Genomic DNA, 16,435 nt, shown 5'->3' with positions numbered 1-16,435 from the left:
CTCCTGCACAGGACGTAACTGTATAAAAATTGAACAAGGCTCTGGATAGCTTGCATTACGTGGTCTGCAGCCATGTGCACGCATGTTATCCACAAGCCCTTCCACAGTTTCCGGGGGCAAGTTCAAAAGCTCAAAGCCACGCGGTACAAGGCTTCGCAGGGGAAATAGAAAGTATTTTGCTTGACCCGAATCTGCCGGATATGCAGATCAGGGCATTTTGCACGACTGGCGGCCTGGGTGCGTGATTGCGCGAGGCCAGCAACCACGCCTCTCCGGGCAGTCTTTCCATAGTTTAGTCACAGACTTATCCACAGGCTGTTCCACCTTGATTCGCGCCAATTGTGAACGCCATAAAAGGGTTGACAACAGCACCAGCAAGCTGCGCAAAAACCCTTGATCAAAAAACAATCACCAAGCTGCAAGCCACGGTTTGAAAGGCTTTCAGCCAGCTACTCCCACGTTATTCACAGTCGGTTCCACAGCAAACGGGGACAAGTCAAAACTGTGGAAAAACAGCTATTTGCAGCGTCTTTATGTCGCGCTTTAGCGGGTTTCGGAATTTGTTTTCCACAATTCTCTCGGCAGCTCTTACGGGAGGCAAAAAAAAGCGCCCTGATGTCGGGCGCTTTCTTACATCTAGAGGTCAGTGACCGCCTAGATAAGCGTTACGCACCTCTTCATTCACCAACAGCTCCTGACCGGTGCCGCTGAGGCGGATTTCTCCGTTGACCATCACGTAAGCGCGGTCGGACAGTTTCAGCGCGTGGTTGGCGTTCTGCTCCACCAGAAAGATCGTCATCCCGGTTTTCGCCAGTTCCCGCAGGGTCGCAAAGATCTGCTTCACCACAATTGGCGCCAGCCCCAGGCTCGGTTCATCCAGCAGCAACAGCTTGGGCCGGCTCATCAGCGCACGGGCGATGGCGAGCATTTGTTGCTCGCCGCCGGACATGGTCATGGCCCGCTGGGTGCGTCGCTCCTCAAGCCTTGGAAACAGCGCGAACATGCGCTGCATGTCTTCCTTGGCGTACTTGTCGCCAATTGGGATCGTGCCCATCAGCAGGTTTTCCTCGACGGTCATGTCGGGGAACACCCGCCGCCCTTCCGGCGACTGCGCAATGCCGTTGGAGGCGATGTAGTGCGACGACTTATGGGTGATGTCGACGCCCTGATAGAGGATCTGCCCGCCCGACGCCCGTGGCTGACCGAAGATCGACATCAGCAACGTCGACTTGCCGGCGCCGTTGGAGCCGATGAGGCTGACCGTCTCGCCTTCGTTGATCTGCAATGAAACGCCTTTCAGGGCCTGGATCGGCCCGTAGAAGACGTCGAGATCCTTCAATTCGAGGATAGGTTGGCTCATAGCACCACTTCCTCTTCATCCGCGCCCAGATAGGCGGCAATCACTTTCGGGTCGTTGCGAATGGCGTCAGGGCCGCCCTCGGCGATGACGACGCCGTGATCCAGCACGACGATGTGGTCGGAAATGCTCATTACCATGCCCATGTCGTGTTCGATCAGCACCACGGTCAGATCATGCTCATCGCGCAGCAGCCGGATCATCGCGCTCAGCGCTTCGGTTTCCTGAGGGTTGAGGCCGGCGGCCGGCTCGTCCAGGCAGATGATCTGCGGCCGCGTGCACATGGCCCGGGCAATTTCCAGACGCCGTTGCTGGCCGTAGGACAATTCACCGGCGAGGCGGTTGGCGCAGTCCACCAGATCGACGACTTCCAGCCAGTAGAACGCGCAATCCAGCGCATCGCTTTCAGCCTTGCGATAGCCCTTGGTGTTGAGGATGCCGGCCAGCATGTTGCGGTTGACCCACATGTGTTGGGCCACCAGCAGGTTTTCCAGCACTGACATTTCCTTGAACAGGCGGATGTTCTGGAAAGTCCGGGCCAGGCCCGCTCGGTTCACCAGGTGCGTACCGCCGAACATCTTGTAGTACAGGCGGCTGAGGAAGCTTTTGGGCGAGACGAAATCAGTCGGTTTGAACGATTCGCCGAGCAACTGGATGACGTTGGTGCGCTGGCCGCGTGCGTTGAGTTCGATCTTGCCGCCAGAGGCCTTGTAGAAACCGGTCAGGCAATTGAACACCGTGGTCTTGCCGGCACCGTTGGGGCCGATCAGGGCAAAGATCGAATTGCGCTTCACCTGCAGGCTGACATCGTTCAACGCCTTGATGCCACCAAAGTGCATCATCAACTTTTCAACAGAGAGTACGACTTCACTCATGGCGCAGTCCTCTCATAGTGAATGGCACCTTTACGTGGCTTGACCCCGGTACGGCTGATGCGAATCAGGCCGCGCGGTCGCCAGATCATCATCAGCACCATGAGGATGCCGAACAGCAACACACGGTATTCAGCGAAACCACGCAGCAGTTCCGGGGCCACCGTCAGCACGAACGCTGCGATCACCACGCCGATGGTCGAACCCATGCCGCCGAGCACGACAATCGCGAGGATCAGCGCCGACTCGAAGAAGGTGAACGAGGTCGGGTTGACGAAGCCTTGATAGGTCGCGAAAAACACCCCGGCCAAGCCTGCCGTCGACGCACCGATGGTGAATGCCGAAAGCTTGACCAACACATGATTGAGGCCCATCGAGCGACAGGCGATCTCGTCTTCACGCAACGCTTCCCAGGCGCGGCCGACCGGCATCTTGACCAGACGATGCTTGATGTACAGCACGGCCAATACCACCAGGAACAACACGGCGTAGATGAAGTAGTACTTCACGTCAGGGTTGTAAGCGATGCCGAAGAATTCGTGAAACGGCACCCCGCCATCCTTCGCGCGCTTGCCGAACTCCAGACCGAAAAACGTCGGCAATGGCGCCGGCATCCCGTTCGGTCCGCCGGTCAAGGACAGCCAGTTGTTAAGAATCAGCCGGATGATTTCACCGAAGCCCAGCGTCACGATCGCCAGATAGTCGCCGTGCAGACGCAGCACCGGGAAACCGAGGATGCAACCGGCCAGCCCCGCCATGATCGCCGCCAGCGGCAGCACCGTCCAGAAACCCAGGCCCAGATATTGATAGCCGAGCGCCAGGCCATAGGCGCCGATGGCGTAGAACGCCACGTAACCCAGGTCGAGCAGTCCGGCCAGGCCAACCACGATGTTCAGGCCCAGACCGAGCAACACGTAGATCAACCCGAGGATTACAACGCCCAGCAAATAGGAGTTGGTAAAAAACGGCAAAGCCACGGCGACGACAATCATCAGCGGGATGATCCAGCGCAGGCGTGACTTGTAGTCTGGTGGCAGCACGTGCACGCCGGAACCGGTGCTCTCGAATCCGTCGAGAATCTTCAGGCCCTTGGGCGTTTGCAGGAACAGGCTGAGGGCGAAACGACCCGCCATGACAATGGCGATGATCCACGCCACGCGTTTCGGTTCAAGGTTGAAGCTGTAGCCCTCGAGCACGACACCCACAATCGGGCCGAAGACGATCAGGGCAATGAGGCCGGCAAGAATCGACTCAACCAGGCTTTTTTTGACATCGATGGTTTTTTTAGTGGTTGAAGACATCGCTTACACCTTCGACACAAGAGGACGGCCGAGCAGGCCTTGGGGCCGAAAGACCAGAACGAGAACGAGCAGCGAGAAGCTGAAAACGTCTTTGTAGTCCGAGTTGACCAGGCCTGAAAACAGCGACTCGGAGATGCCGAGGATGATCCCGCCGAGCATCGCGCCAGGCAGCGAACCGATCCCGCCGAGTACCGCGGCGGTAAACGCCTTGATCCCGATGATGAAGCCGGCATAGAAGTCGAACGTGCCGTAGTTCATGGTGATCAGCACGCCGGCCAGGGCCGCCATCGCTGCACCGATGATGAACACATAGGAGATCACGCGGTCGGTGTTGATCCCGAGGATCGACGCCATCTTGCGGTCTTGCTGTGTGGCGCGGCACATGCGGCCGAGCTTGGTGTACTTGATGATGTAGGTCAGCGCGGCCATGCCGGCAAACGCCGCCACCAGAATGAACACCTTGGTGTACGTCAGTTGGACAAAACCTGTGCCGATGTCGACGCGCCAGGCGCCGGAGAGCAAGGTCGGAACGCCCTGCTGCTTCGCTCCTTGAGCAATCTGTGCGTAGTTTTGCAGGATCAGCGAAATCCCGATGGCGCTGATCAGCGGTGCCAGTCGTGTTGAATTTCGCAGAGGTTTATAGGCAACACGCTCGATGACCCAGCCATACACCGCCGTGACGACGATAGTGAAGATCAGCGTGCCGAGCATCAGCAGTGGGAAAGATTCGATACCGAAGTAAGCCAGCAGAGCCAGACTGATTGCCGCCAGGTAAGCGGAAATCATGTAAACCTCGCCGTGGGCGAAGTTAATCATGCCGATGATGCCATAGACCATTGTGTAGCCGATGGCGATCAGGCCATAGACCGACCCGAGGGTCAGGCCGTTGACCAGTTGCTGCAGGAAAATACCATCCATAACGCAATCTCACGCAGTGAGAACCTGCACACCGCAAGGTGTGCGGTTCTTCTAGGGAAAATACAGATTTACGTCGTTGCGCTGTCAATCACGATCAGTCAGAACAGCCACAACCTCTGTGGAAGCTGGCTTGCCAGCGATAGCGGTGGAACATTCAACAAATTTGTTGCCTGTCATACCGTCATCGCGGGCAAGCCCGCTCCTACAAGGATGTGTAGAAACCAACCGATCGCGTCAGCCCTTACTTCTGTTTTTCCAGCTGGTGGTATTTGCCGTCCTTGTCCCACTGGTAAACCACGTAGTCGGAGACCTTCAAGTCGCCTTTGGTGTCCCAGGCTTTTTCACCCATGACGGTCTTGACCGGGTTTTTCTTCAGCCACTCGGCGGCTTTCTCGCCGTTATTGGATTTGGCGCCATTGAACGCGGCGGCCAGGGTTTGTACCGAGGCGTAGGCGTAGAGGGTGTAACCCTCAGGTTCGGTGCCCGCCTTGCGGAACGCATCTACCACGGCCTTGCTGTCTGGCAGCAACCGCGGGTCAGCGCCGAAGGTCATCAGTACGCCATCGACGAATTGCGGGCCACCGGCGGTGGTTACCAGTTCGTCGGTCACGATGCCGTCGTCGGACATGAACTTGACGTCTTTGAGGCCTTGCTCACGCAGTTGACGAACCAGCGGCCCGGCTTCCGGGTGCAGACCACCGAAGTAGACGACATCGGCGCCGGCGCCACGGATTTTGGTGACGATGGTGCTGAAATCTTTTTCACCACGGGTCAGGCCTTCGTACAGCACCGGCGTCACGCCGCGCTTGACCAGCTGTGCCTTGGTGGCGTCGGCCAGGCCCTGACCGTAGGTGTCTTTATCGTGGAGCACTACGACTTTCTTGCCCTTGAGCACGTCGACGATGTAATCGCCAGCGACGATGCCTTGCTGGTCGTCGCGCCCGCACATACGGAACATGGCGCTCAGGCCGCGCTCGGTCACCTGCGGGTTGGTGGAACCCGGGGTGATCGCGATGATGCCTGCTTCGTCGTAGATTTCAGACGCTGGAATGGTCGAAGACGAGCAGAAGTGACCGACCACGCCGGCGACTTTCTGGTTGGTGAGATCCTTGGCAACCGTCACGGCCTGCTTCGGTTCGCAGGCATCATCGCCCTTGACCAGTACGATTTTTTCCCCGTTGACGCCGCCAGCCGCGTTGACCGCGTCGGCTGCCGCCTGTGCCCCTTTCATGTACTGCTCGCCGAATGCCGCGTTGGCGCCGGTCATCGGGCCCGCCACACCGATTTTCACATCAGCTTGTGCAAACGCAGAAACACCCAGCGCAGTTGCGACTGCGAGGGCCAGAAAGCCTTTCTTGTAAAACGTCTGGGACATGAGTGGTGCTCCAAGGTTTTTTTTAGTTGGCACTGCGACTTCACTTCAACGAATGCTGAGAGCAAGCAACGTGCCATCGGTTTTTTATTCTTCAAAAAGTCGCTGCTTTATTGTTATTTCGACTGTTTCGAGCCCTTTTTCATTGGGCGTGCAACCGTCTAAACCGCGGAAGGTAAAACCGTATATTTTTTGCGGCGCAACCCACGCGCGCCATCATTGCAACCGCGGCACCAATCGACGTGCAACCAGCCTGTAACAGCCCGCGTCACCGAACTGCACACTGCTGGTGCGGGACTGCTACAACCCGCACCATTACAGGCTAGTCGCTAAGTCGAAAAGCGCCCCTCCACGCAACAAATTTCAACACTCAAATCACGATGCGCAAGCACTGGCCCGCGTGATACAGCGAGAACCCGGCCTCGTACAGACAGCTACGCAAGCCCACGCCCGTCAAGGGCTGCATCGGTGCAAAGGGAGTCGGCAACGCCTGCGGATTGCCGTCGCACAGATAGTCGGCGAAAGCCTTGCCGACCACGGTGCCGGTGGTGACGCCACGACCGTTGTAGCCGGTGACGGCCACTATGCCGGGCGCCGGTTCGAACAGGCGCATCAAATGATCCGGAGTGAAGGCGATCCGCCCGGTCCAGGTGCATTCCCACTCGACCGGTTTCAGCTGGGGGAAGTAATGCTGCTGCACCCGGTCGGCCCAGGCCTTGAGCAACCACACCGGTTTCTGATTGCCGTTGCCCAGACTGCCGAGCAACAGACGGCCGTCCTTGTCCCGACGGATGCTGCTCAATACCTGCCGCGTGTCCCACGAACCCTGCCCGCCCGGAAGGATCGCCTGCGCAGCATCGTCGGTCAGCGGCACCGAGGCGACCTGATAGTAATAACCGGGGAAGAAATTGCGTTTCAGCTCGGTCCAGTCGCCTTCGGTGTACGCGTTGGAGGCGATAACGACTTTTTCGGCGAGCACCGAACCTTGCCCGGTCTGCACCGACCATTGCTGGCCCTGGCGTTCGAGTCGGGTTACGGGGGAATGATCGAACATCTGTCCGCCGAGGCCGATAACCGCCTTGGCCAGGCCGGTGGTATAGGCCATCGGATTCAATGTCCCGGCACGCCGATCCAGCAGCGCGGCGGCAATTTTCTGGGTGCCCGTGGCTTGTTCGCAGGCCTTGCCAGTGAGCAATTCCACTGGCGCGCCACGGCGCTTCCATTGGTCTTCACGACTGCGCAGATCCGCCTCGCCACGGGCGTTGTGCGCCATATGCAAAGTACCTTCGCGGCGTAACTGGCAATCGATGTTGTATTTATCCACCAGGCTGAACACCAGCGACGGCGCCGCACCGAGCATACGGTTGAGCTGGCTGCCGACCGCTTCGCCGAACCCGGCCTCGATGTCGTCCGGCGGGATCCACATGCCGGCATTGACCAATCCAACGTTGCGTCCGGAACCCCCATGACCGGCGCGATGCGCTTCGATCACGCATACGCTTTTGCCTTGCTCAAGCAAATGCAACGCCGCCGACAGCCCGGTAAACCCGGCGCCGATCACGCAGACATCGACCCTCACCTCGCCCCTGAGCGCCGCGTTATCCGGCCTTTGTGGCGTCAACTCTTCCCACAGACACGCTTCGCGTAACGGCATAGAAAGCTCCTGGCGGAGCAGCTGCAAGCGATGAGCTACAAGCTGCAAGCCAATCTGCTTGACGCTTGTCGCTCGGGGCTCGTCGCTGCTTAGTCGAACGTAATGCCCTGCGCCAGCGGCAATTCCAGCGAGTAGTTGACGGTGTTGGTCTGGCGCCGCATGTAGCCGCGCCACGCATCGGAACCCGACTCACGTCCACCGCCGGTTTCTTTTTCGCCACCAAACGCACCGCCGATTTCCGCGCCGCTCGGGCCGATGTTGACGTTGGCGATGCCGCAGTCGCTGCCGACCGCCGACATGAACTGCTCGGCCTCGCGCACGTCGGTGGTGAATATGCACGACGACAGGCCTTGCGGCACAGCGTTGTTCAGGCGCAGCGCTTCCTGGAAATCGCTGTAACCGACCACGTAGAGAATCGGCGCGAAGGTTTCGCTGCACACCACGTCGCTCTGCTCGGGCATTTCGACGATGGCCGGCGACACGTAGTAGGCGTTGGGGAACTGCTCTTCCAGTTGGCGCTTGCCACCGAACACCCGTCCGCCCTCGCTCAACGCCTGCTCCAGCGCGTCCTGCATGTTTTCGAAGCTGTGCTTGTCGATCAGCGGACCGACCAGATTACCTTCCAGCGGATGACCGATGCGCACCTTGGCGTACGCGGCTTTCAGGCGGGTGACGATTTCTTCTTTAACCGACTCGTGGGCAATCAAGCGACGCAACGTGGTGCAACGCTGGCCGGCGGTGCCGACGGCGCTGAACAGAATCGCGCGTACGGCCATGTCAAGATCGGCGCTCGGGCCGAGGATCATCGCGTTATTGCCGCCCAATTCGAGAATGCTGCGAGCGAATCGCGCGGCGACTTTCGGCGCCACTTCGCGGCCCATGCGCGTGCTGCCGGTGGCGCTGATCAAGGCGACGCGCGGGTCATCGACCAACGCTTCGCCGGCATCGCGGCCGCCGATGACGACTTGGCAGAGGCTCGCCGGGGCATCACTGAAATTCTTCACTACGCGATCGAACAGGGCTTGGCAGGCCAGTGCGGTCAGCGGGGTTTTTTCCGACGGTTTCCACACCACCGGGTTGCCGCAAACCAGTGCCAGCGTGGTGTTCCACGCCCATACCGCGACCGGAAAATTGAACGCGCTGATCACGCCGACCACGCCCAGCGGGTGCCAGGTTTCACGCATGTGATGACCCGGGCGCTCGGACGCGATGGTCAAGCCATACAACTGGCGGGACAGGCCGACGGCGAAGTCGCAGATGTCGATCATCTCCTGAACTTCACCCAAACCTTCCTGAGTGATCTTGCCCGCCTCCCACGAAACCAGTTCGCCGAGATCGGCTTTGTACTCGCGCAACACTTCGCCGAACTGACGCACCAGTTCGCCGCGACGCGGGGCCGGCACTTTGCGCCACTGTTCGAACGCATGATCTGCGCGACTGATGTGCTGCTCGACTTCGGCCGCGCCCTCCCAGTTCACGGCAGCGATCCGGCTGCCATCAATGGGTGAATGCACCGGCACGTTGCCGTTCTGGTACAGCGCCGGGTTCACGCCAAGACGATCAAGCAATGCGGCAACCATGGGTTACTCCTCAAGCAAAAAACCAAATGTGTGCAGCCGCCATTTCGCGACCGGGCAGGCCTTTAGTTGTAGCGCCCGAACCGCGAGGCAACAAACGACCTTTACGCGAGATATCATTCCGTTTATTCATGCTGAGCATAGAAAGACAAGAAAAAGGGATCACCCATGCTGAACAAACGCCACCTGCCCTCGATCACCGCGTTGCAATGTTTCGAGGCCGTGACCCGGCACCTGAGCTTCACCCGCGCCGCCGAAGAGCTGAACCTGACCCAGAGTGCCGTCAGTAAACAGGTGGCGCAGCTTGAAGAATTGCTCCAGCACTTGTTGTTTCGCCGCGTGCGCCGCCGTTTGCAGATGACCCCGGCCGGCGACTTGTACTTGGTGGAGGTACGAAAAATCCTCAGCCAGGTTGAGATGTCGACGCATTACCTGCGTTCCTACGGCGGCGAGACTGAAGTCCTGCGGGTGTCCACGCCCTCGACGTTCGGCGCCCGCTGGCTGGTGCCACGCCTGAAGGGCTGGCGTCTGCGTCATCCCACGATTCATCTGGATCTGTGCAACGAACAGGAGGCCGACGACTTGCTGCAAGGCCGCAGCGATCTGGCATTCTACTTTGGCCAGAGCGCACGCCCCGGCACGGAATGCCTGAAGCTGTTCGGCGAAGAACTGGTGCCGGTGTGCGCACCGGGCAGCCTGACGGACACGCCATTCACCGACCCGACCCAACTCACCGACCTGGTGCTGTTGCAAAACGCTTCGCGCCCGCAGGCCTGGCACGACTGGTTCGACAGTCAGGGCTATCAAACCGAACACAGCTACCACGGCCCGCGCTTCGAAACCTTCTATATGTGCATCCGCGCCGCCCAGGTCGGCTGCGGCGTGGCGCTGCTGCCGCGTTTTCTCGTGGAAGAGGAATTGGCCGACGGCAAACTGGTCATTCCCTGGCAGCATGCAATGCCCAGCACCGACGCTTACTACCTGGCGTACCCGGAACACGCGGCGGAAGTGCCCAAGGTACGGGATTTTGTGAAGTGGATGCTGGAGCAGATCGATAGCCCGGATCCCACGTAACACTGCGACAGCCGCAACCGTGCGGCTTTTGCCCTTTGCGCGAAAACTGCGAATCCAGATTTCAGGCGATTACAAACAGACCATCGACGACCTTGGATTGAGACAGCCGCGCGCGCAAGGCCGATGGCTGTCACCCACGCCTTGACTATTCGAGCGTATCGCCTAGTGGAAAAATGATTTGAGGTGTGCAACCGGCTCGGGTGACTCAAAGCGGAGCTTTCTGCCGACAAGCTTTCCCTTGTTCCAAGGCTGATGTCGGTATCTAGCAATAGTGTTCATAGCTCGCCCTCCAGTGGGAAGGACAAGGGTGGATCTGTGACATTGGGCTGGTGGCCGACTGGTGCCCTTCACGAAAGACAGTGACCGGCCAAAGCCGTCACTCAGGTGTGTTTAGAAAATTCGGGGACGGTTCACTTTGCGAATCAGAGCGCTCCGAAGTGATGCTGACAAGAGAGCAATACTTGCTTCCATCCGAAGGGCCCTCCCAACCATTAATTACTCAATGTAATAAGTAAAATGCAATTCAGGGACTCTGTTGTCGTCAGCTCAAGCAATAAGATGGCGCCAGCAAACCATTCCTACTGGAGAGTCCCGTGAAAAAAACCATCATTGCCGTCCTGCTTGCCGCTGCCGCTAATTATGCCAACGCCGGCACGGTGCTGGTTGTACTGTCGGATCAGGATCAACTGAATCTGAAAGACGGCAAGGTCATGCAGACAGGTTTCTTCCTGAACGAGTTGATGCAACCTGTGCAGACATTCATCGAGGCAGGTCAAACCGTCGTATTTGCCACCCCGAGCGGCAAGGCGCCGACCGCGGATCAGAAGTCCAATGATGTGAGCTTCTGGGGCGGCGATGAGAAGGCCCGTCAGGAAAGTCTCGCTCTGCTGGATACACTGAAGCTGACCTCCAAGAGCGGATCGCCGGCAATCAGCTTCGCGCAGGTTCAGAAAATCGGCTACGACAAGTTCGATGCCGTGTTCGTGCCTGGCGGCCATATCCCGATGCAGGATCTGCTCAAGGACAAGCAACTGGGCCAACTGCTGACCAACTTCCATGAAAAAGGCAAGATCACCGGCTTCACCTGCCATGGCACCATAGCCATGTTGTCGGCGATTCCGGACGCGCACGGCTTTGTCTCCGCGCTGGAATCGGGCAAACAGCCGGCAGCGCCAGCCAATTGGATTTACAAGGGCTACAAAGTCACCGCATTCACCGACGCGGAAGAGGAGCAGGCTAAAGGTTTCCTCGGCGGCGGCCATATGAAACTGTTCCCGCAGGACGGCCTGACGGCAGCCGGTGCTAACTTCTCCGAAGCCAAGCCATGGAGCGAGAACGTGATCGAAGACCGCGAAGTCATTTCCGGCCAGAACCCACAGTCGGCCAAGGCAGTCGCCGTGGCCATGCTGGCGAAACTGAAGTAATCCTCGGCGGCAGTGCCGGGCAAACCTGGTCGTAGGTGCTGCGGGTCGATCTGCTTTGGCTCCAGCACCACCGTCTATTCCGACACACTGCAAGCTGCGCTAGTTACTCAAAACCGGAGTGACAATCGCGCGTCTACGCAAAATCCACAACTGCTGACGTGTCGATAAATTTCAGATTTAACGTAGACCTGCGCACCTCAATTTTGGCGACGCGTTTTTACACACTATGGGCCAAAAGCGGCCCTTCAAGATCGGTTAAGCGCTGAGGTGGTTAGAACTGATCGGCGCTGATGCCAAATAAAGAATCGCTTCCGCCGCAGATGCTGGCCTCCAGGCTCAGAGTGCGGGGCAGCAAGCGATCAAAGAAAAATTGCGCCGTCGCCAGTTTGCCGCCGTAGAACGCCTCATCGTCTGCACGCCGCGCTTGAGCCACTTCGGCCATACGCGCCCACATCCAGGCATAAGCGGTGTAGCCAAACAGGTGCAGGTATTCCACCGAGGCAGCACCGATTTCGTGAGCATTTTGGGCGGCGCATTCCTGCACCCAACTGCTGGTGCGCTCCAGGCGCTCTACCGCATCGATCAGCATCGAGGCGTATGGGATGTCAGGCTGATCGGCAAACCGGCGGATTTCGCCGGTGAACTGACGCAGCGCCAGACCGCCGTTGGCGATGATCTTGCGACCAAGCAGGTCGAGTGCCTGAATGCCATTCGTGCCTTCGTAAATCTGTGCGATACGAACGTCGCGCACGAGCTGCTCCTGACCCCATTCGCGTATATAACCATGGCCGCCGAATACCTGCTGCCCATGCACGCAGCTTTCAAGGCCGGTGTCAGTGAAAAATGCCTTGGTCACCGGTGTCAGCAAGGCCGCCAGGGTTTCTGCGCTCTGACGCTCGCTGGCGTCAGGACTGAACTTGCTCAGGTCCAGTTGCTGGCCAACGTAGCACGCGAACGCGCGACCACCTTCGGTCAGGGCTTTGATGGTCAACAGCATTCGCCGCACATCGGCGTGCACAATGATGGGGTCAGCGACCTTATCCTTCTCCTGCAGACCGGTAGCTGCGCGGCCTTGCAGCCGCTCGACGGCATAACTGCGGGCGGCCTGGTAAGAGGCTTCGCTGCAACCCAGACCCTGGATGCCGATGGACAGGCGCTCATAGTTCATCATGGTGAACATAGCGGCGAGCCCCTTGTTCGGTTCGCCGATCAAAAATCCTGTGGCACCCTCGAAATTCATCACGCAGGTTGCTGAAGCCTTGATGCCCATTTTGTGTTCGATCGAGCCGCAGCTTACGGCGTTGCGTGTGCCGAGACTGCCGTCAGCGTTGACGTTGACTTTAGGCACCAGAAATAACGAGATCCCGCGTACGCCAGCAGGAGCATCCGGGAGCCTGGCCAGCACCAGATGGATGATGTTTTCGGTCAGATCGTGTTCGCCCCCGGTGATGAAAACCTTGCTGCCTGAGATGGCGTAGCTGCCGTCGGCATCTGGCTGGGCGCGTGTACGAATCAGACCCAGGTCAGTGCCCGCGTGGGCTTCGGTCAGACACATGGAGCCGGCCCAGCGGCCTTCGTACATCGGCGGCAGATAGGTGCGCTTGAGCGCTTCGCTGGAGTGGGCATCAATCGCCAGGCACGCCCCGGAGCTCAGCGCCGAGTACAGGGCAAAACTGGATCCGGCAGCGTAAAGCATTTCTTCGAAGGCAACGCAGAGCATTTTGGGCATGCCCATGCCGCCGTAGGCGGGATTGCCGGACAGCCCGACCCAGCCGCCCTCGATATAGGTAGCGTAGGCATCGCGAAACCCCGCCGGCGTACGTACATCACCGTCGAGCCATTGCGCACCTTCCTCATCGCCACTGCGGTTGAGTGGGGCGATCAGGCCACTGGTAACCTTGGCGGCTTCTTCGAGGATGGCATCGGCCGTTTCAGCATCGATCATGTCGGCAAGGGCAGGCGTGCGTGCCCACATGGCCGGACCGGCGAACACTTCATGCAGGACAAAGCGAAAATCGCGAAGAGGGGCATTGTATCCAGGCATAGTTGCTACTCGTATGGGTCTCGCACAGCGAGTGGAAGACGGAGGGCCGACCCCGAACTCAAGGTTCGGCCCTCAACGCAACGCTTACAACAGCGGCAATGTGTAGCTCAGGATCAAACGATTCTGGTCTATGTCACTGCTGCCCGCGCTGCGGTAAGTACCGTTGCGCCATTTGACGGCAAAATTCTTCAGCGATCCTTGCTGGAAGGCATAGGCGACTTCACTGTTGCGCTCCCATTCTTTGGCTCCACGGCCGCCGCGTTCGAAGCCGTCTCCGGCGACATAACGGGTCATGAATGTCAGACCGGGAATACCCAAGGCCGCGAAGTCGTAGTTGTAACGGGCCTGCCAGGATTTTTCGTCGGGGTTGGCGAAGTCAGGCGAGAGCATGGCGTAGTTGACCAGAAACTCATCCGTGCCATTGATGTAAGGGAAACCTGTGTCGCCCTTCATTTTCTGGTACGCCAGGCTAACCCCGTGGCCGATCACGCTGTAGGTGAACATGGCACCCAATGCGGTGTTATCAACGTTGGTGTTGCCGTCATTGGTGGAGCGCGCGTAGCGCAGGTCGCTTTTCAGTGAGCCGTTGCCAATAGGCAAAGAGTGCACCAGATTGACGATGTGCTGGTTGTAGTTGTTGTCCAGATGGCCGTAGTTGTAAGAGGTCATCAGGTTCTTGTTCCACCTGTAGCGCGCGCCAGCAAAGTTGAACTTGTCGGTAAACCGCCCTCCGGTAATGGCGTTACCGTTGACAATCATGTCTTCACTGCTGCTGTCGTTACGCAGGCTGTTCTGGGTCAGACGTCCGCCATCAAGGGTCAAACCTGCAAACTCCTCCGACACCAAATGCGCACCGCGGAAGGTCTGCGGCATCAGTCGCGACTCATTGGACAAGACTGTTGGCATCTTTGGGAGCAGCGTCCCCACGCGCAGAATGCTTTTTGAGACCCGCGCCTTTGCCGTCAAACCGAGTTCGCTGTAGTTGTCCTGCGGATTGCCATCGTTATCCGCCGATAGCAGTCCCGTGTTGATACGGTCCCGGCTTGAATCGAGTTTGATACCGAGCATGCCGATGGCATCCAGACCAAAACCCACAGTACCGTTAGTGAAGCCCGACTCGTAGTTGAGCATGAAGCCCTGGGCCCACTCATCACGCTTGGACTGAGTGGCACCGGGCTGGCGATAGTCGCTGTTGAAATAGTAGTTGTTGATGGTAAGGCTGGCTTTGCTGTCCTCGATGAAATCCGCCTGTGCCAAAAGTGGCAAGCTCGAACCAGCGGCCAGGACAGCCAGGGACATCGTGTTGGTTCTAGGGTGTTTGTGCATTTTTGTTCTCCCATTTCTTATTGTGGTATTGCCTGGTGAAGCCAATGCCCGCCTCGATACAGATACAAATAGCTCCCCGACTAACGATTCAGGCGATTGAGGATCAGGCGCTCTACGTCCTCGACGCAGTCATCCAGCGCGGCCCCATCGCCTTGTGGCGGACCGTCGAGTAAGCGCAATGCCTGTCGCGCCATCGTCGCGATCCGCCGGGCATCGGCGCGCTTACCCGCTCGCGTCTGCAGGAGGCGTTCAAGCAGCAGCGCATAGTCGGTTTTGAGGCTGAGTAATTCTTCTTGCGCCTCGTCGCCCAAATGCCGGGATTCGATCAAGGCAAGCGCATACCAGTGCGGATTGACGATCTGAAAAGCCAGGTGATTGCGTAGAAACATGCCGAGCGCGGTGCTCGACGGCGCCTTCTTCATACGCGCCAGGCTGCTGTCTATCAGCCGCTCGTAGCCGTCTTCGATCAGCTCCTGCAATAGCGCCTCCTTGCTCTCGATGTGCGCGTACAACGAACCTGCATGCATGCCAACCACCTGACCCAGTTCACGCAGACTGACAGCGTGAAAACCGCGCTCGGCAAATAGCTGGCGTGCACTGTCGAGGACGCGCTGACGCCCGCATGGCTCCCCCGGTACGCGTCTGGTTAGTGCTGTCATGGTCCGCTCCTGGGCCTGTTCGCCTGTGCTCAGGCGATGTTTTCCAAAATGCGTTGCGCGCGCAGGATCACGGGCAAATCGATCAGCTTGCCGTTGAGGCTGATCGCCCCTACGCCCTGATCCTTCGCCACCGCATCCATTACTGCCTGCGCCCACTGCACTTCGTGCTCGGCTGGAAGAAACCCGTTATTGATCGGTGCAACCTGCTTGGGGTGTACGCACAACTTGCCGGCGAAACCCTGTTGCCGGGCACGGTGTACATCGCTGGCCAGCAGGTCGAGGTCGTCCAGGTTAGTCGTCACGCCATCTACCGGTGCGCCGATGCGAGCGAGCGCCGAGGCAAGCACCAGACGCGAACGGGCGAACAGCAGCTCCTCTCCGTCACCGAGAATTCCGGTGTCGACCTGAAAATCCACCGAGCCGAAGGCCAGGCACTGGACCTTGGGCGCACTGGCGATCTCCTCGGCATTGCATATGCCGCGAGCGGTTTCGATGATCGGCAGAATCCGCAAAGGCTCGGCCATACGCTGTGCCAGAACGCTGATCTGTGCGGCGCTTTCCGCCTTGGGCAAGGACACCCCAAGCAGGCCCGGCACATCGATCAGGCTGCAATCATCTGCGTGCCATTGAGTGTCGCTTGCGTTGAAGCGCACCCAGGCCTTGCCGCCCGCTTTAAGCCAGGCGCGAATGGCTTCGCGGGCCTGATCCTTGCGCTCAGGGGTCACGGCATCTTCAAGATCGAGAATGACGACATCAGCGCCAGCGGCGCAGGCTTTATCAAAACGCTCCGGACGATCTCCCGGGACGAACAGGTACGAGCGGGCTGCCATGGCAGTTCTCCACGTTGGGTTGGATAG

Annotated in this window: 13 protein-coding genes and 1 pseudogene; 2 read left to right on the top strand and 12 right to left on the bottom strand. The window is 58.8% G+C overall.

Annotation, left to right across the window (positions count from 1 at the left end):
* Positions 1-643: 643 nt before the first annotated feature.
* The 7 genes from GIW69_RS18725 to amaB form a co-directional block, all read right to left on the bottom strand.
* The gene (locus tag GIW69_RS18725; protein WP_236484274.1) at positions 644-1,360 is read right to left on the bottom strand and encodes an ABC transporter ATP-binding protein; all 717 of its coding nucleotides are present in this window, start codon (positions 1,358-1,360) and stop codon (positions 644-646) included.
* Positions 1,357-2,232: an ATP-binding cassette domain-containing protein gene (locus GIW69_RS18720; protein ID WP_236484273.1), complete on the bottom strand. Its 876-nt coding sequence runs from the start codon at positions 2,230-2,232 to the stop codon at positions 1,357-1,359. The genes GIW69_RS18725 and GIW69_RS18720 overlap by 4 nt, the downstream gene beginning before the upstream one ends.
* Positions 2,229-3,530, bottom strand: coding sequence for a high-affinity branched-chain amino acid ABC transporter permease LivM (livM, locus tag GIW69_RS18715; RefSeq protein WP_236484272.1), 1,302 nt, complete (start codon positions 3,528-3,530; stop codon positions 2,229-2,231). Before livM ends, GIW69_RS18720 begins: the two co-directional genes overlap by 4 nt.
* 3 nt (positions 3,531-3,533) lie before the next feature.
* On the bottom strand, positions 3,534-4,448 hold the full coding sequence (locus GIW69_RS18710) for an ABC transporter permease subunit (protein ID WP_236484271.1): 915 nt from the start codon (positions 4,446-4,448) through the stop codon (positions 3,534-3,536).
* Positions 4,449-4,689: 241 nt separating this feature from the next.
* On the bottom strand, positions 4,690-5,823 hold the full coding sequence (locus tag GIW69_RS18705; protein ID WP_236484270.1) for an ABC transporter substrate-binding protein: 1,134 nt from the start codon (positions 5,821-5,823) through the stop codon (positions 4,690-4,692).
* Between the two features lie 367 nt (positions 5,824-6,190).
* Positions 6,191-7,474: an L-pipecolate oxidase gene (gene amaA / locus GIW69_RS18700; RefSeq protein ID WP_236484269.1), complete on the bottom strand. Its 1,284-nt coding sequence runs from the start codon at positions 7,472-7,474 to the stop codon at positions 6,191-6,193.
* An 89-nt stretch (positions 7,475-7,563) separates the two neighbouring features.
* Positions 7,564-9,054 carry an L-piperidine-6-carboxylate dehydrogenase gene (gene amaB, locus GIW69_RS18695; RefSeq protein WP_236484268.1) on the bottom strand — a complete coding sequence of 497 codons (1,491 nt, stop codon included), beginning with the start codon at positions 9,052-9,054 and terminating at the stop codon, positions 7,564-7,566.
* A gap of 165 nt (positions 9,055-9,219) precedes the next feature.
* Here amaB and GIW69_RS18690 point away from each other — a divergent pair, with 165 nt between their 5' ends.
* Complete coding sequence (locus GIW69_RS18690; RefSeq protein WP_236484267.1) at positions 9,220-10,125, top strand: LysR family transcriptional regulator; 906 nt, start codon at positions 9,220-9,222, stop codon at positions 10,123-10,125.
* Between the two features lie 107 nt (positions 10,126-10,232).
* On the opposite strand, the pseudogene GIW69_RS18685 reads toward GIW69_RS18690, so the two are convergent.
* Positions 10,233-10,325 (bottom strand): annotated as a pseudogene (locus tag GIW69_RS18685) (integrase); the annotation flags it as partial.
* Positions 10,326-10,718: 393 nt separating this feature from the next.
* Here GIW69_RS18685 and GIW69_RS18680 point away from each other — a divergent pair.
* On the top strand, positions 10,719-11,549 hold the full coding sequence (locus GIW69_RS18680; RefSeq protein WP_236484266.1) for a type 1 glutamine amidotransferase domain-containing protein: 831 nt from the start codon (positions 10,719-10,721) through the stop codon (positions 11,547-11,549).
* Positions 11,550-11,820: 271 nt separating this feature from the next.
* Here GIW69_RS18680 and GIW69_RS18675 read toward each other — a convergent pair whose 3' ends face one another.
* The 4 genes from GIW69_RS18675 to GIW69_RS18660 all read right to left on the bottom strand — a co-directional run bounded on the left by GIW69_RS18675 (position 11,821) and on the right by GIW69_RS18660 (position 16,408).
* Positions 11,821-13,593 (bottom strand): acyl-CoA dehydrogenase C-terminal domain-containing protein, encoded by a 1,773-nt coding sequence (locus GIW69_RS18675; protein ID WP_236484265.1) that lies wholly within the window; start codon positions 13,591-13,593, stop codon positions 11,821-11,823.
* An 84-nt stretch (positions 13,594-13,677) separates the two neighbouring features.
* Entirely contained in the window at positions 13,678-14,919 is a 1,242-nt protein-coding gene (locus tag GIW69_RS18670; protein WP_236484264.1) for an OprD family porin, read from the bottom strand.
* Positions 14,920-14,999: 80 nt separating this feature from the next.
* Positions 15,000-15,578 (bottom strand): TetR/AcrR family transcriptional regulator, encoded by a 579-nt coding sequence (locus tag GIW69_RS18665; RefSeq protein ID WP_236484263.1) that lies wholly within the window; start codon positions 15,576-15,578, stop codon positions 15,000-15,002.
* 29 nt (positions 15,579-15,607) lie between these two features.
* Entirely contained in the window at positions 15,608-16,408 is an 801-nt protein-coding gene (locus GIW69_RS18660; protein WP_236484262.1) for an HpcH/HpaI aldolase/citrate lyase family protein, read from the bottom strand.
* Positions 16,409-16,435 lie beyond the last annotated feature (27 nt).

This window comes from Pseudomonas syringae (assembly GCF_021605415.1).
Taxonomy (GTDB): Bacteria; Pseudomonadota; Gammaproteobacteria; order Pseudomonadales; family Pseudomonadaceae; genus Aquipseudomonas; species Aquipseudomonas syringae_S.
This window is presented reverse-complemented; position numbering and strand designations above follow the sequence as displayed.

Coding starts and splice junctions, on each gene's coding strand:
- GIW69_RS18675 (WP_236484265.1), bottom strand. CDS start 13,593: ATGCCTGGATACAATGCCCCTCTTCGCGATTTTCGCTTTGTCCTGCAT.
- amaB (WP_236484268.1), bottom strand. CDS start 9,054: ATGGTTGCCGCATTGCTTGATCGTCTTGGCGTGAACCCGGCGCTGTAC.
- amaA (WP_236484269.1), bottom strand. CDS start 7,474: ATGCCGTTACGCGAAGCGTGTCTGTGGGAAGAGTTGACGCCACAAAGG.
- GIW69_RS18705 (WP_236484270.1), bottom strand. CDS start 5,823: ATGTCCCAGACGTTTTACAAGAAAGGCTTTCTGGCCCTCGCAGTCGCA.
- livM (WP_236484272.1), bottom strand. CDS start 3,530: ATGTCTTCAACCACTAAAAAAACCATCGATGTCAAAAAAAGCCTGGTT.
- GIW69_RS18710 (WP_236484271.1), bottom strand. CDS start 4,448: ATGGATGGTATTTTCCTGCAGCAACTGGTCAACGGCCTGACCCTCGGG.
- GIW69_RS18660 (WP_236484262.1), bottom strand. CDS start 16,408: ATGGCAGCCCGCTCGTACCTGTTCGTCCCGGGAGATCGTCCGGAGCGT.
- GIW69_RS18670 (WP_236484264.1), bottom strand. CDS start 14,919: ATGCACAAACACCCTAGAACCAACACGATGTCCCTGGCTGTCCTGGCC.
- GIW69_RS18690 (WP_236484267.1), top strand. CDS start 9,220: ATGCTGAACAAACGCCACCTGCCCTCGATCACCGCGTTGCAATGTTTC.
- GIW69_RS18725 (WP_236484274.1), bottom strand. CDS start 1,360: ATGAGCCAACCTATCCTCGAATTGAAGGATCTCGACGTCTTCTACGGG.
- GIW69_RS18720 (WP_236484273.1), bottom strand. CDS start 2,232: ATGAGTGAAGTCGTACTCTCTGTTGAAAAGTTGATGATGCACTTTGGT.
- GIW69_RS18665 (WP_236484263.1), bottom strand. CDS start 15,578: ATGACAGCACTAACCAGACGCGTACCGGGGGAGCCATGCGGGCGTCAG.